Genomic DNA, 14,818 nt, shown 5'->3' on the forward strand with positions numbered 1-14,818 from the left:
TCTAGGACGGGCCGCCGGCATCCTCCGCGACGCGCCCCCCGGAGCGCGCCGCGAATGAACCGTCGGCCACGGTGATCGTGACGTCGGTCCCGGCGGGGGCCTGTGCGGCGTCGCGGACGATCACCCCACCGTCCAGATGGGCGATGGCGTAGCCGCGTGCGAGGGTCGCTCCCGGTGAGAGCGCTCGGAGCGAGGCACGCAGCTGCACGGTCGTCCGTTCCGCCGCATCGAATCCCCGGGTGACGATGTCTCGACCGCGCGACACCAACGTCCACAGCTCGTGGGAGCGGGGGGTCAACAGCGATTCGGGGGAGCGCAGAACAGGGCGTGAGCGCAGCTGCTCCAACTGAGCGATGTCGTGCGAGATGCGCTGGGTGAGTCGAGTGCGCGCGCGCGACCGCAGCTGCTGCACCAGCGCTCGTTGTTCCGATACGTCGGGAACGACCTTCTTGGCCGCATCGGTCGGCGTCGAAGCCCGGAGATCCGCGACGTCATCCAGGAGCGGGTGGTCGTTCTCGTGCCCGATGGCAGAGACGACGGGGGTGGATGCCGCGGCCACCGCGCGGACGAGTCTCTCATCGCTGAAACCGAGCAGCGTCTGAGGGTCACCTCCGCCGCGCGCGATGACGATCACGTCGACCTCGGAGTCGGCGTCGAGGGCATTCAACGCCGCGATCGTCTCGGGAACGCAACGATCACCCTGAACCGCGGCGTGGACGGTGCGAAATCGCACGTCGGGCCAGCGCAGTTCGGCGTTTCGGAGCACGTCCTTCTCGGCGTCGCTGCGTTCTCCGGTGATGAGGCCCACGACGTGGGGGAGGAAGGGGATGCGCTTCTTGCGTTCCGGATCGAACAGTCCCTCGGCACGCAGCGTCGCCCGCAGCCGCTCGAGACGTTCGAGTTGATCGCCGAGGCCGGTGTGGCGCATCGCGGAGACCGTGAATGTGAAGTCGCCGGTCTTGACGAAGAAGTCGCTCTTCACGCAGGCGACGACGAGGTCGCCCACCTTGAGATCGTCAGGCAGGCGCTGCAGCGTCGACGACCACAGGCGGAAGGAGATCATGGCGTCGCCGCCGGCATCCTTGAGGCGCCCGAACACGTGGCCGCCCCGCAGGTTCCACGCGGTGATCTCGCCCTCGACCCACACCGAGCCCCAGGTCGACACGAAGCCGCGGATCGTCTCGTTCAGGCGCGACACCGATGTCGGCGCATCCGGGCGCGAATCGCGGGGCGCGACCGCATCCGGGGGCGTATTTTCGCCGGGCGCAGACGCGAACGAAGCCATCGTGACCTTTCCGCCGCGCGCATGCGGCCCTCACTCAGCCCGCTCTCCCTAGAATCGAGGGGTGAGCAGCACTGCCGTCCGTCTACCGACGCCCCATATCCCAGGCCCGCGCGGACGGCTTCAGGATAACCCGGTCCGCGGACACAAGAAGGTTCTGCTGGCGTCGCCCCGCGGGTACTGCGCCGGTGTCGACCGTGCGGTCATCGCTGTCGAGAAGGCGCTGGAGCGCTATGGCGCGCCGGTGTATGTGCGCAAGCAGATCGTGCACAACATCCACGTCGTCACCGAGCTCGAGACCAAGGGGGCGATCTTCGTCGAAGAAGTCGACGAGGTGCCCGAAGGATCGCACGTCGTCTTCAGCGCCCACGGCGTCTCGCCGGCGGTTGTGGACGCGGCATCCGACCGAGGGCTGCAGGCCATCGACGCGACGTGCCCGCTCGTGACGAAGGTGCACCGCGAAGCGGTCCGATTCGCCCGCGACGACTTCGAGATCCTCCTCATCGGCCACGAGGGGCACGAAGAGGTCGAGGGTACGGCAGGCGAAGCTCCCGACCACGTGACGGTCGTCAACTCGCCGCTCGAGGCCGACCGCGTCGTGGTGAAAGATCCGTCGAAGGTGGTCTGGCTGTCGCAGACGACGCTCTCCGTCGACGAGACGATGGAGACCGTGCGGCGGTTGCGCGAGCGATTCCCGCAGCTGCAGGATCCGCCGTCCGACGACATCTGCTACGCCACGCAGAACCGACAGGTGGCGATCAAGAAGGTCGCCAAGGATGCCGACCTCGTCATCGTGGTGGGCTCGTCGAACTCGTCGAACTCGGTGCGCCTCGTCGAAGTGGCGCTGGAGTACGGGGCCAAGGCTGCCTACCGGGTCGACTATGCCCACGAGATCCAGCAGGCGTGGCTGGACGGCGTCGAGACAGTGGGTGTGACCAGCGGCGCTTCGGTGCCCGAGGTGCTCGTCCAGGAAGTGCTCGCCGACCTCGCCGGCGCCGGGTATGCGGATGTCGAGCAGGTGCGCACCGCAGAGGAGGACCTCATGTTCTCGCTGCCCAAGGAATTGCGTCAGGACTCGAGCGGGCGACGCGACGACCGCGCGTTGGGCGGGCGGGCGCGCTCGTGAGCGACCCGCACGCACCTGGGATGCCCGAGCAGAGCGCCGAGGCACCGCGCCCCCGTCCGCAGTACGGCGAGTACGCCACGCCGGAGGAGCAGCGCGCGCGCATCCAGAGCCCTTCCGCCGGGGCGCCGCACCCTCACCCCGTGCTGCCGCACACGGCGCCCTCGCATATGCCACCGCCGACAGTGCCCGCCACGACGGCGGCCGCGCGCCCGACCCGCACCGCGGATCGCGTCATCACCTTCGCTCTGCTCGTCTACGGCCTCGTGACGGTGCTGAGCGCTGTTCCGCAGCTCTGGGATTTCACCGGTTTTGCGCAGACCTGGATGCGGGTCGCCGGTATCGACGCGACCTTCACCAACACGGCGCAGGGCGATCTGTGGGGTCGTGTCGCCGCGCTCGTGTTCATCGGCGGCTGGCTGCTGACCGCCGTGCTGTCCTGGCTGTCCGTCCGGGCACGGCGGCTGTCATGGTGGATTCCTCTCGTGGGCGCCATCGTTACGTTCATCGTCGCCACGGTGTGCCTCACGGTCCCCCTCCTGGGCGACCCTGCGATCGTGAGTCACTTCGCGCGATGAGTGACACCGGCGTCCTTCTCGCCGTCTGCGTCGTGCGGGCCCTCCGACCGGATGCCGGATCGCTCGGCGTGACGGCGATCGACAAGACGGCGGTCGAGGGTCCCGTGCGGCTCGGACGCTACGGCGCCTACGCCGACGTCCAGGCGAATCGAAAGCACCACGGCGGCCTCGACAAAGCGCTCTATGCGTATGCACAGCACGACGCCGACTTCTGGTCCGCACAATTGGGTGCGCCGTTGCCCGCGGGATGGTTCGGCGAGAACCTGCGCGTGGACGGCCTCGACGTCAACCGGTCGCGGATCGGTGAGCGCTGGCGAATCGGAGAGACGGCGGTCGTGGAGGTCACCATGCCGCGGACGCCCTGCCAGACGTTTGCGCGCTGGGTGCGCACCGTCGATCGTTCGGCGGAGCGTGGCTGGGTGCGCCGCTTCTCGAGCGAGCGTCGCCTCGGTCCGTACTTGCGAGTCGTCCGGACCGGGTCGGTCCGTGCGGGCGATTCCATTTCCGTGATCCACGTGCCGGAGGGTGCGCCCGGGCTGCTGGACGCATACGTGGATCCCGCCTGAGACGACAGCACCAACGCACAGCGCCCCGGAACCGAACGGCTCCGGGGCGCTGTTCGTTGGTGCGCTCAGATGCTGATCGAGCGTCCCGCCGAGCCCAGCTGCTGCGTTGCTTCGACGACGCGAGCGGCCATCGCCGACTCAGCCACCTTGCCCCAGGCACGCGGGTCGTAAGCCTTCTTGTTGCCCACCTCGCCGTCGACCTTCAGGACGCCGTCGTAGTTGCTGAACATGAAGCCGGCGACCGAACGGGTGAAGGCGTACTGCGTGTCGGTGTCGATGTTCATCTTGACGACGCCGTTGGCGACCGCGGTGGCGATCTCCTCGGGGGTCGAGCCGCTGCCACCATGGAAGACGAGGTCGAGCGGCTTGACGCCCGTGCCGAACCTCTCGGCGATGCCGGCCTGGATCTCACCGAGCAGCTCAGGGCGCAGCTTGACGTTGCCCGGCTTGTAGACGCCGTGGACGTTGCCGAAGGTAAGCGCGGCGATGTACCGGCCGTTCTCGCCGAGGCCGAGCGCCTCGACGAACTTCGAGACGTCGGCGGTGGTCGTGTAGAGCGCCTCATTCGAGCCCTCGTGCTTGACGCCGTCTTCTTCGCCGCCGACGACACCGATCTCGACCTCGAGGATCGCGTTGATGTTCTTCATGCGGGGCAGGAGTTCCTTCGCGATCTCGATGTTCTCATCGAGCGGGACGGCCGAGCCGTCCCACATGTGCGACTGGAAGATCGGGTTGCGACCTGCGCGGACCTCTTCCTCGGATGCCGCGATCAGCGGCAGCACGAAGTCCTGCAGTGCCGGTTTGGGGCAGTGGTCGGTGTGCAGCGCAACCGTGATCGGGTAGTTCTTGGCGACCTCGGTGGCGAACTTCGCGAAGGCGAGCGCGCCTGTGGCGCGGCCCTTGACCGTGTGGCCGGCGAAGTAGTCGGCGCCACCCGTGGTGACCTGGATGATCCCATCGGATCCGGCTTCGGTGAGGCCCTGCAGGACGGCATTGATCGACTGCGAGCTCGCGGCGTTGATCGCGGGGAACGCATATCCACCGGCCTTCGCGCGGTCCAGCATCTCGGCGTACTGCTCAGGGGTGGCGACTGGCATTTCTGCTCCTCAGTTCTGCGGGGATTCCTGTGTCAGCCTATCGAAGCGGCGAGCAGGTCTGTGTGGCTGCGACCGGGCAAAAGGGGCGGGCCCGTTTGTGCGGAGCGAAAGAAGCCCGATTCCTTCACGAGACCGTCACCGAAATCTCCCCGGGCTTCGCGCGCGCCGCTCTAGGCTTGCGACATGGTGAGTTTGACCGCGGATATGAGCCCTTTGCACCCCGACCGCAACCTCGCGATGGAGCTGGTGCGCGCGACGGAGGCGGCGGCCATCCGATCGGTGCCCTTTATCGGACGAGGCCAGAAGGAGAAGGCTGACGGCGCGGCGGTGGACGCCATGCGCGCATTCCTCAACACGGTCGACTTCGACGGTGTCATCGTCATCGGGGAGGGGGAGAAGGACAACGCGCCCATGCTCTTCAATGGAGAACATGTCGGCACCGGTCGAGGCCCGCAGTGCGATGTGGCCGTCGACCCGATCGATGGCACCACCCTGACGGCCGAGGGCCGCAACAATGCGCTCTCCGTGCTGGCCGTGTCGGACCGGGGCTCCATGCTCGACGCGTCGAGCGTCTTCTACATGGACAAGATCGTGACGGGGCCGGCGGGGGTCGGTGTCGTCGACATCCGCCTTCCCGTCGCCGAGAACATCCGACGCCTGGCAAAGGCCCTCGACAAGCCCATTGATGAACTCGTCGTGTCGGTTCTCAATCGGCCGCGACACGCGCGACTCATCGAAGAGATCCGTGCGGCCGGTGCGGGGACGCGGCTGATGAGCGACGGCGATGTCGCCGGCGGCATCAACGCCGCGCGCCACAACGCCCGCACCGATATGTGCATCGGTATCGGCGGAAGCCCGGAGGGTGTCGCGACGGCCTGCGCCATCAAAGCGCTCGGCGGGCACATTCAAGGACGACTCTGGGCGCGCGACGACGACGAGAAGCAGCGCGGCATCGACGCCGGACTGAAGCTCGACGACTACGTTTACGAGGCCGACGAACTGGTGAAGGGGCGCAACACGATCTTCGTTGCGACGGGAGTCACCAACGGCGAGCTCGTGGCCGGGGTCCGGCGCGACGGTGACTTCGTCTACACGGAGAGCGTCGTGCTGCGGGGAGCCTCCGGAACCCTTCGTCGCATCTCGTCGGAGCACCTCACGTCGAAATGGCTCTGATCGCCGGATAGTCACAACTCGGTCGCGACGCGCGGCGCGTGCAGGACAGGATCAGGTGGGCTCTGGCAGAATGTGGAGCGGTGTCACCGGCGACACACACGTCGTCCACGTAGTCCGGGGGTCACATGTCCGCAGCATCGAGCAGTCCCAGAACGGGGCAGGTCAGCGTCACTGCAGACCCCGCGCGTCGTCCCGATGTTCTGCTGAGACGGCGGATGCCGGAGGGGCACCAGGTCAGCGCATGGTGGATGATCGGCGCTTTCGTGGGCGTCTCGGTCGCTGTGGTCGGATTGCTGAACCTGTTCCCCGCCTGAGCGTCGCTGCCGCGTTCACAGGCGGTCTCGCAGTTCTCCCACGTCTGCCGATAGCCCTTCGGTGAGTTCAGGGGAAACGAGTCGGCGCGGCGTCTTCTCGATGAGCTCCGGTGCGGCGACCGCCTCGAGCTTCGTCTCGTCGATTCCGGGGAACTTTCGTGCCGTCACCAGCACGCGCGTCTCGAGAGAACCCGCGAAGCGGTTGTAGCTGTCGACGGTGCGCTCGATCGCTCGGCGCAGTTCCTCGGCGTGGCCGGCCATGCTTCCCAGGCGCTGATACAGCTCGGTGCCGAGGTCGAAGAGCCGCCGCGCCTCGGTGGAGACATCCTGCTGCGTCCAGGTGTAGGCGACCGTCTTCAGTACTGCCCAGAGGTTGACGGGGGATGCCAGCGCGACGCGCTTGCCGAAGGCATAGTCCAGGAGCGTGGGGTCTTCGTCGAGTGCCGTCGCCAGCAGAGCCTCGTTCGGGAGGAAGCACACGACGAACTCGGGGCTTGAGTCCAAGCCGCTCCAGTAGGCCTTCTTGGCGAGTGCGTCGACATGCGCGCGTACTGCCTTCACATGACGTTGGAGGAGTTGGCTGCGCCGCGCGCCGTCTTCGCCCTGTGCGGTGACGGCAATCGCGGACGCTTCCAGGTACGCGTCGAGGGGGACTTTCGCGTCGACGGCGAGCGACTTACCCCCGGGCAGGCGAACGACCATGTCGGGGCGGCCCTCACCGGAGTGCGAAGTCACGGACGACTGCAGTTCGAAGTCGACGTACCGAGTGAGCCCGGCCGACTCGACGACGCGACGCAGCTGCGTCTCACCCCAGACGCCGCGCGTGGCGTTGGAGCGCAGGGCGCCGGCCAGTGATTCGGTGGTCGCGCGCAACGCCTCGTCGGAAGCCTGCGCGAGGCGCAACTGCTCGGCGAGAGAGCCGTACTGCGTCTGGCGGTCGCGCTCGAGGTCTGTCACCTTTTGCTGCATCGCCTGCAGCGACTCCTGCACCGGGGCCAGAGCGCGCAGGACGAGCTGTTCGCGTCGCTCGCGCTCCTGTTGCGCGTTCTGGTCCGAGCGCACCTGCGCGCTCAGCTCGCGGGCGAGCATCCGCTGTTGTTCGAGCTGCTCCGCGAGCGAGCGGGCCGAGGCTTCCGCCCCGCCGACGCGCGCGCTGAGCGCGGCAGCCTCGCGCGCGCCGCGCTCCGCGGCCCGCATGCTCCCGCCGAGCCAGCCCGCGGCAAGGCCCGCGAGAAGACACACCAGCGCGATGACAATGACGATGACGGCATCCATGTGATCAGCGTGCCGGACACGTCCGACATCGCTGTGCGCCGCTCCGTCAGGCCGCCGGAACGACCGCGACGACGCGACGTGCGGGGGCGAGTTGGGGAACGCGCAGGCCGAGCAGCATCGCCATCTCCACGACATCCTGTGCGCCGGCACGCTGGGCGGCGTCGATCATGATGTGGGCGCATGCGAGGGCATCCGCGGACGCGTCATGGTGGGCGAAATCGAGAAAGCCGGCGGCCGCGGCCACGAACGGCAGGCGGTAGGAGGGCAGCTCGTACGTCTTGCGGGCCGTCTGGAGGCTGCAGATGTAGCGAAAGGGTGGGCACTCGGCATCCGTGACCTCGCATGCGCGGCGCAGCACGCTCATGTCGAACCCGGCGTTGTGCGCCACCACCACGTCATCGCCGACGAACGCTGCGAGATCGGGCAGCTGCGTCACCCAGTCCGCGGCGTCGATGACGTCATCGGGTCGGATGCCATGGATGCCGATGTTCAGTTCGAAGAACCGGTCGTGCCCGGGCGGCGGCTTGATGAGCCAGCCGGAACTTTCGACGACGTGTCCCGCCCGCACCTTCGTCAACCCGACGGCGCAGGCCGACGCGCTGGAGGAGTTGGCCGTCTCGAAGTCGATTGCGGTGAAGTCCAGGGCCACGGCCCCACTCTTCCCGCGAGGTCCGCACGCGCGCGGCAGGCGCGCCGGTGCACGCGCACGCAGGAGCGGGGGAGCGACCTTGCTGTGATCGCCCCCCGCTGTTCTGTGTGCCGTCGTCTCAGCAGCGCAGCACGATGCGACCGTCGATCTTGCCCTTCTTCATCCGCTCGAACTCATCGTTGATGTCCTCGACGCTCTGGACGGGCATGGTGAAATCGATCGCGCCCCGGGCGTAGAAGTCAAACGCCTCGATCATGTCGTGGCGGGTGTCGACGAGCGACCCGCGGATGGGTGATGGCGCGCAGAGCGACGTCGAATTGGGGGCGACAGGCCAGTCGCCGCGGGCGGCGTGTAGATCGATGCGGCGCACATCGTCGGTGCGGCGTCGGTATGGCTGGCGGTGGGGGCGTCGGCCAGTGTCGTCATTGACATCACTTCCTCTCGGCGGAGCCGTTGCGCCCGATGCTCAGACGCTAGGGATGCCGAGGTTGCATGATGCTGTGGGCGTAGGGTCGAGAGCATGGCGACGCGCGACGAGATGGCCTCGAGTTTCGGCAGTGCTGCGGGAGACTACGAGCGAGGACGGCCGACGTATCCGGATGCCGCGGTGGCCTGGCTGCTCGCACCCGCTGGCCCGCACCCTCGGGTCGCCGACGTCGGGGCGGGAACGGGCAAGCTCACCGCAGCGCTGCACGATGTCGGTGCCGATGTCATCGCCGTCGAACCGGATGCCGCGATGCTCCAGACGTTGCGCAGTGCCCTCCCGGGCGTCGAGACCCTGATCGGCCGCGCCGAGCGGATGAACCTTCCCGACGAGAGCCTCGACGCCATGGTCTTCGGTCAGGCGTGGCACTGGGTTGATGTGGCTGCGGCATCCGCCGAGGCCGGACGCGTCCTCAAGCCGGGTGGTGTCCTCGGCCTCGTCTGGAACATCCGCGACGAGAGCACGTCGTGGGTCGCCCGTCTCGGCGCCATCATGAAGGGCAGTCACGCCGAGGAACTGCTCGCCGGGGAGGGCCCGGCCGTCGCCGCCCCTTTCGCAACTCTTGAGCACGAGAGCTGGCAGTGGTCTCGACGACTGACGAGGGCCGAACTGCTGGCCATGGTGCGCTCGCGCAGCTACATCATCACCGCGGCGCCGGCCGAACGAGACCGCATCCTCGTCGAGGTGCAGGAGCTGTTCTCCGCGTCCTGTCGTCGTGGCGACGACGGTGTCGAGGTCGTCGACCTGCCGTACCGCACAGAGGCGTTCCGCAGCATCCGGGGATGACTCGCCCGGATGCGGGAACGAGCGCTCAGCCCGGGTAGACGACGGCGCCGCCGTCGACCGTGATGCGGACGTCGTCGCCGACGGCGGGCAGTGGTGCGCCGACGGCGCGCAACGGTACGCCGACCGCGGTGCCGTCCGCGCACGACACCGTGGCGGTGGCCGTGGCGCCGACGGTGGCGATTGCGGTGACGCGAGCGGTCACTGCCGCGGCATCCGTCGTCAGCCGGAGCTGCGTCGGACGCACCATGCCGACGACCGTGGATGCCGCGTCGGAGAAGTCGGCTTTCACGGGGAGCGTGCCGAGCGCGCAGCGGAATCCACCGCGTACGGTCTTCGCACCCGCGAGCAGAACGGTCTCGCCGAGGAGGCGCGCGACGGCTGCCGAGACGGGGCGCGAGAACACATCCTCACACGATCCGGCCTGCTGGAGCCGGCCGTCGTCGAGAACGGCAACGCAATGCCCGAAGGCGAGCGCCTCGTCGGGATCGTGGGTCACCAGCACGCTCGTCACCTTCGCTCGCGCCAGCGCCTCGACGACCTGTGCGCGCACGTGCGCGCGCAGCTCGGTGTCGAGCGCACTGAAGGGCTCATCCAGCAGGAGCACCCGTGGGTGCGGGGCGAGTGCACGGGCCAGCGAGACGCGCTGCTGCTGGCCTCCGGAGATCTCGTGCGGGTAGCGATCGAGCAGCTGCGGTTCGATACCGGCGAGAGCCGCAGCAGCGGCGACGGCATCGTTGCGCTCGCCGCGCGCAGATCCGCGCAGGCCGAACGCGATGTTCCGTCGAGCGGTGAGGTGCGGGAAGAGGGCGCCGTCCTGTGCGACGTAGCCGACCCGCCGCCGATGCGGGGCGACGTGGCGCGTTGCGGTGCCGGCGATGTCGTCGCCTAGGCGAATCTCGCCCTCCGTGATGCGCTCGAAGCCGGCGATCGCCCGGAGAAGTGTGGACTTGCCGCTGCCCGAGGGGCCTACGACCGCGAGCCGTTCACCGTCGGGCACTGACACGCACACGCCGGTGAGCACCATGTTGCCGCCGAGACGCACCGCCGCATCCGTCACCGTCAACGAAGTCATCGATCGCTCCGGCGTCGGGCGTCGGTCAGAAGGAGGGCAACGCTCGGGACCGACAGCACGATGAGCATGATCGCATACGGCGCACCGGCGACGAAGTCGGCGTTCGAGGTTTCCGACCAGAACTGGGTGGCGAGCGTGCGTGTGCCGGCGGGCGCCAGCAACAGGGTCGCCGTCAACTCGTTCGCGCAGCCGAGGCCGACCAGCGCCAACGCCGAACCGAACGACGATGCCATGAGAGGAGCTGTAACCTCGACCGTCGCCGCGAACCGCGTGCGCCCGAGGGTCTGTGCGGCTTCCTCCAGCCGCGGGGGCACTTGGGCCAACCCGCTGCGAAGGCTCACCAAGGCGCGCGGCAGGAAGACGATCACGTAGGCCGCGATGACGGTGGCGGGGGTTTGATACAGCCAGGGCACGACGCGGAGCGTCACCGTGACGAGCGCGAGCGCGACGATGATCGTGGGCAGGCTGCTTGCGAGGTACATCGCGCCCTCGATGCCGCGAGTGAAACGGCTGGGGTGTCGCACGCTCAACCACGCGCAGGGGAGGGCCACGAGGGTGGCAGCGAGGGCGCCGCCGCCCGCCAGGAGGAGCGTCTGGCTGAGCGCGGGCAGGAGATGGATGCTCTGCCATCCCTCGGGCCGCAGCGCCCAGCGCAGCAGGCTCACGCCCGGGACACCGACCGCGAGGATGAGGATGCCGGTGAGTGCTGCGCTCACCGGTATCGCTCCCCATCCCAGCCGGTGCGGGACGGCGGGGCGCGGGGCGCCGCGTCCGACGCGGGCGTAGCGCACGCGGCCCCGCAGGCTCGCCTCGCCGACCAGCAGGACGAGGCAGACGGCCGCGAGAACGACGCCGAGGGCGTTGGCCGCGGGCCCCGCGAAACTGGACTGGAACTGGCTCACGATCGCCGTCGTGAAGGTGTCGAAGCGCAGGAGCGCGAAGGCACCGTACTCGGCCAGCAGGTGCAACGCGACGACGAGTCCGCCGCCGAGAATGGCCAACCGCAGTTGTGGCACGACCACCCGCCAGAAGGTCGTGAGGGGTCCGAGGCCGAGTGCGCGGGCCGACTCTTCGAGCGACGGATCGATCCGGCGAAGGGCCGCAAGGGCCGGAAGATAGACCAGCGGGTAGTACGCGCCGACCGCGATCAGCAGGCCGCCGGCGAGTCCTTGAAGCGAAGGCACAGCCGAGATCCACCCGTATCCGCTCACGAAGGCGGGCATCGCCAGCGGCGCGGCGAGCAGTGTCGCCCAGATTTTCCGGCCGGGCAAAGCGGTGCGTTCCACCGTCCACGCTGCACCGACGCCGACGGCGATGCACAGGGGGACGGCGAGAACGACCAGGCCCAGAGTATTGGCGAGAAGTTCGCCCACCCGAGGGCGGAAGACCTGAGCGCTCAGCTGCGGCCACCCTTCGGAGACGGCGACCCAGACGACGAAACCGACCGGAACGAGCAGCAGCGCCGCGGTGATGAGGGCAAGCGCCAGCAGCGGCACCGGCGCGGGGTGCGCGCGGTGCCGCTGCGGGGGCCCGCTGATCGCGGAGCGATCGGCGGTGGCGAGGCTCAGATGAGCCCCGCTGCGGTCATGAGGTCGGTGACCTTCTTGCTGTTCAGCGTCGACGGGTCGATCGCCGGCGGCTGCAGTGAGTTCAGCGGCGGCAGGGCCGGGTTGGAAGCGACGTCGCTGCCGATCGCGTACTCGAAGCTCGTGCCGTCGCGGAGCACCTGCTGTCCGTCGGGTCCGGTGATGAAGGCGAGGAACTCCTGCGCTGCGGCCGCGTTCTTGCTTGAGGCGAGCACGCCGCCGCCTGAGACGCTCACGAACGCCCCCGGGTCCTGCGGGCCGAAGTAGGCCAGCTTGGTGTTCGCGCTGTTCTCCTTCGTCTTGGCCTGATCGATGAACCAGTAGTAGTGGTAGATCACGCCGAGAGGGATCTCGCCCGCGTTGACAGCCTTCATGACCGTGCTGTTGCCCTTGTACGGGGAAGCGTTCTCCTTCATCGCGCTGAGCCACGCGGCCGTGGCGTCTTCGCCCTTCTCCTGCAGGACGGCCGACACGATCGCCTGGAAGTCAGCCCCGGTGGGCGACGCTGCCCAGCGGCCCTTCCATTCCGGTTTCTGCAGGTCCATGATCGACGTCGGCAGCTGGTCGGACGAGATGAGCGACGGGTTGTAGACCATTACGGTCGACCGCGCGGCGATTCCTGTCCAGTCGCCGCTGGCGGGACGGTACTGCGTCGGCACGTTCGCCAGCGTATCGGCGGCGACGGGAGCGAGCAGGCCCGCGCTTTCGACGAGGGACATCGCGGGGGAGTTCTCGGTAAGGAAGACGTCTGCGGGGGAAGCGGCGCCCTCCTGCACGATCTGGTTGCCGAGCTCGGAATCGCTGCCGTTGCGCAGCACCACCTCGATGCCGGTCTTCTTCGTGAAGGCGTCGGCCCATTCCTGCGTGAGCTCTTCGTGCTGGGCGTTGTATACCGTGATGGTCGTACCGCTGAGGCTCGACGGGTCGGCCGCAGAGGACGAACCGGCAGCGGCGGATCCCGCACACGCGGACAGACCCAGCGCGGCGACGAGGAGGATGGATGCCGCAGTGACGCGGCGAGGGACGGACACAGGCATGAGAGCCCTCTCTCTGGGGGTAGGTAACCCTAACCTTATCCACCTGACTCGGCATGCTGATCCACAGGTCGGGCGCGGCGGCGAGCGGCACCCGCCCACGTAGACTGAGACCCCGTGGCTCTTACCATCGGAATCGTCGGTCTCCCCAACGTCGGCAAGTCGACCCTGTTCAACGCGCTGACCAAGAATCAGGTGCTCGCTGCGAACTATCCGTTCGCGACGATCGAGCCGAACGTCGGCGTGGTGAACCTGCCCGATCCGCGGCTCGAGAAGCTCGCCGAAGTCTTCGGCAGCGAGCGCATCCTGCCCGCCGCCGTGTCCTTCGTCGACATCGCCGGCATCGTGCGCGGTGCGAGTGAGGGGGAGGGGCTCGGCAACAAGTTCCTCGCCAACATCCGCGAAGCCGACGCGATCGCGCAGGTCGTGCGCGGATTCGCCGATGGTGACGTCGTGCACGTCGAGGGCAGGGTCGACCCCGCATCCGACATGGAGACCATCAACGCCGAGTTGCAGCTGGCCGACCTCGAGACGCTCGAACGCGCCATCGTGCGATACGAGAAGGAAGTACGCGGTAAGAAGCTCGACCCCTCGGTGCTCGATGCGGCCGTCGCCGCGCGTGATGCGTTGCAGCGCGGCGAGCTGCTCTCGGCATCCACCTTGGACCTGGACCCCATCAAGGAACTGGGTCTGCTGACGGCCAAGCCCTTCATCTTCGTGTTCAACGTGGATGAGGCCGTGCTGACGGATGCCGCACGCAAGGCCGAGCTGGCCGCGCTCGTCGCTCCGGCCACAGCGGTGTTCCTCGACGCGAAGATCGAGTCGGAGCTCATTGATCTCGATCCCGTAGACGCGGCGGAGTTGCTGGCGTCGACGGGCCAGGACGAGTCCGGCCTCGACCAGCTCGCTCGCATCGGGTTCGACACCCTCGGGCTGCAGACCTACCTCACCGCCGGGCCGAAAGAGGCGCGTGCGTGGACGATCGGCAAGGGCTGGAAGGCGCCGCAGGCCGCCGGCGTGATCCACACGGACTTCGAGAAGGGCTTCATCAAGGCGGAAGTCATCTCCTTCGACGACCTCGTCGACCTCGGCTCCGTCGCGGAGGCGCGCGCTAAAGGCAAAGCGCGCTTGGAGGGCAAGGACTACGTCATGCAGGACGGCGACGTCGTGGAGTTCCGCTTCAACAACTGACCCCATTCGCCGCTGTCGAGCTGGCTTCTGCGGGAGAGGGCGACGCGCGGCCGCGGAGGATAGGGCGGACGGACCTGGTCACGACGGTTCGGTCGTGCGGATCGGCCCACACGACAGGCACGACCACGCCACAAGGAACTTCTCGTCGTCGAGGACCTCGAAGCCCAACGGGTCGCCGCACAGGGGACAGGTAGGACCATCACCGAGGGGCACGCGCACACCACCCAGTATCGCCGTGACGGGGCTCGTTCACGGCGGACGGGGCGACACGCCCGGGATGCCCGCGTGATTTGCCCGATGGTCTGATCCGACCTATGTTTATACCCGTTCGCCCCACAGGGAAGAGCGAAGGGCCGGAAGGCCTCGCCCCCTCAAGTGGAGAACCGCCTCCCAACCCAAACCTCTCGGTAGAGAGAACAGGACTTCTGGTCTAGGATGGGAATCCCCTCGCGGAACGCCGTCGTCGGTCGCCACTGCGGATCTGAGATCCCGAAGCGTCGATTTGACAAGCGAAGCGAGAGGGATAAGATAGAGAAGTTGCCCTGCGGGCGAGGCTGAGAGGCCGAGCAGTGGGAGCATCCGATCCTTGAGAACTCAACAGCGTGCAC

At 68.1% G+C, this 14,818-nt stretch carries 15 protein-coding genes; 7 read left to right on the top strand and 8 right to left on the bottom strand.

All coding sequences use genetic code 11. From position 1 onward, the window contains the following. Position 1: 1 nt before the first annotated feature. Positions 2-1,285, bottom strand: a complete 1,284-nt coding sequence (gene xseA, locus ITJ43_RS14155) for an exodeoxyribonuclease VII large subunit (protein WP_194584486.1) — start codon at positions 1,283-1,285, stop codon at positions 2-4. Between the two features lie 97 nt (positions 1,286-1,382). Between xseA and ITJ43_RS14160 the strand changes: the two genes are divergently transcribed. The 3 genes from ITJ43_RS14160 to ITJ43_RS14170 are packed head-to-tail and all read left to right on the top strand — an operon-like array spanning position 1,383 to position 3,549. Continuing rightward, a complete protein-coding gene (locus ITJ43_RS14160; RefSeq protein ID WP_194584514.1) occupies positions 1,383-2,408 on the top strand; it encodes a 4-hydroxy-3-methylbut-2-enyl diphosphate reductase in 1,026 nt (341 codons plus the stop codon). A 20-nt stretch (positions 2,409-2,428) separates the two neighbouring features. Beyond that, complete coding sequence (locus ITJ43_RS14165) at positions 2,429-2,983, top strand: DUF6264 family protein (RefSeq protein ID WP_194584487.1); 555 nt, start codon at positions 2,429-2,431, stop codon at positions 2,981-2,983. Continuing rightward, positions 2,980-3,549: an MOSC domain-containing protein gene (locus ITJ43_RS14170; RefSeq protein ID WP_194584488.1), complete on the top strand. Its 570-nt coding sequence runs from the start codon at positions 2,980-2,982 to the stop codon at positions 3,547-3,549. The genes ITJ43_RS14165 and ITJ43_RS14170 overlap by 4 nt, the downstream gene beginning before the upstream one ends. Before the next feature lie 65 nt (positions 3,550-3,614). Here ITJ43_RS14170 and fbaA read toward each other — a convergent pair whose 3' ends face one another. Then, the gene (gene fbaA / locus ITJ43_RS14175) at positions 3,615-4,646 is read right to left on the bottom strand and encodes a class II fructose-bisphosphate aldolase (RefSeq protein ID WP_194584489.1); all 1,032 of its coding nucleotides are present in this window, start codon (positions 4,644-4,646) and stop codon (positions 3,615-3,617) included. Between the two features lie 183 nt (positions 4,647-4,829). Between fbaA and glpX the strand changes: the two genes are divergently transcribed. After that, positions 4,830-5,819, top strand: coding sequence for a class II fructose-bisphosphatase (gene glpX, locus ITJ43_RS14180; protein ID WP_194584490.1), 990 nt, complete (start codon positions 4,830-4,832; stop codon positions 5,817-5,819). A 125-nt stretch (positions 5,820-5,944) separates the two neighbouring features. Further along, positions 5,945-6,133: a UDP-N-acetylmuramyl pentapeptide phosphotransferase gene (locus ITJ43_RS14185; RefSeq protein WP_194584491.1), complete on the top strand. Its 189-nt coding sequence runs from the start codon at positions 5,945-5,947 to the stop codon at positions 6,131-6,133. A gap of 15 nt (positions 6,134-6,148) precedes the next feature. Here ITJ43_RS14185 and ITJ43_RS14190 read toward each other — a convergent pair whose 3' ends face one another. The 3 genes from ITJ43_RS14190 to ITJ43_RS14200 form a co-directional block, all read right to left on the bottom strand. Next, positions 6,149-7,408, bottom strand: a complete 1,260-nt coding sequence (locus tag ITJ43_RS14190) for a DNA recombination protein RmuC (RefSeq protein ID WP_194584492.1) — start codon at positions 7,406-7,408, stop codon at positions 6,149-6,151. A gap of 46 nt (positions 7,409-7,454) precedes the next feature. After that, on the bottom strand, positions 7,455-8,057 hold the full coding sequence (locus ITJ43_RS14195) for an exonuclease domain-containing protein (RefSeq protein ID WP_194584493.1): 603 nt from the start codon (positions 8,055-8,057) through the stop codon (positions 7,455-7,457). 118 nt (positions 8,058-8,175) lie between these two features. Beyond that, positions 8,176-8,427: a hypothetical protein gene (locus ITJ43_RS14200; protein WP_194584516.1), complete on the bottom strand. Its 252-nt coding sequence runs from the start codon at positions 8,425-8,427 to the stop codon at positions 8,176-8,178. Positions 8,428-8,577: 150 nt separating this feature from the next. On the opposite strand from ITJ43_RS14200, the gene ITJ43_RS14205 reads away from it, so the two are divergent. Next, complete coding sequence (locus tag ITJ43_RS14205; protein ID WP_194584494.1) at positions 8,578-9,327, top strand: class I SAM-dependent methyltransferase; 750 nt, start codon at positions 8,578-8,580, stop codon at positions 9,325-9,327. A 25-nt stretch (positions 9,328-9,352) separates the two neighbouring features. Here ITJ43_RS14205 and ITJ43_RS14210 read toward each other — a convergent pair whose 3' ends face one another. From ITJ43_RS14210 to ITJ43_RS14220, 3 genes are all read right to left on the bottom strand, one after another. After that, the gene (locus ITJ43_RS14210; protein ID WP_194584495.1) at positions 9,353-10,399 is read right to left on the bottom strand and encodes an ABC transporter ATP-binding protein; all 1,047 of its coding nucleotides are present in this window, start codon (positions 10,397-10,399) and stop codon (positions 9,353-9,355) included. Continuing rightward, on the bottom strand, positions 10,396-11,895 hold the full coding sequence (locus ITJ43_RS14215; protein WP_323741245.1) for an iron ABC transporter permease: 1,500 nt from the start codon (positions 11,893-11,895) through the stop codon (positions 10,396-10,398). Before ITJ43_RS14215 ends, ITJ43_RS14210 begins: the two co-directional genes overlap by 4 nt. A 68-nt stretch (positions 11,896-11,963) precedes the next feature. After that, complete coding sequence (locus ITJ43_RS14220; RefSeq protein WP_194584496.1) at positions 11,964-13,022, bottom strand: iron ABC transporter substrate-binding protein; 1,059 nt, start codon at positions 13,020-13,022, stop codon at positions 11,964-11,966. Positions 13,023-13,136: 114 nt separating this feature from the next. On the opposite strand from ITJ43_RS14220, the gene ychF reads away from it, so the two are divergent. Next, entirely contained in the window at positions 13,137-14,210 is a 1,074-nt protein-coding gene (gene ychF / locus ITJ43_RS14225) for a redox-regulated ATPase YchF (protein WP_194584497.1), read from the top strand. Positions 14,211-14,818 lie beyond the last annotated feature (608 nt).

It is taken from the genome of Microbacterium sp. VKM Ac-2870 (assembly GCF_015350795.1).
Taxonomy (GTDB): domain Bacteria; phylum Actinomycetota; class Actinomycetes; order Actinomycetales; family Microbacteriaceae; genus Microbacterium.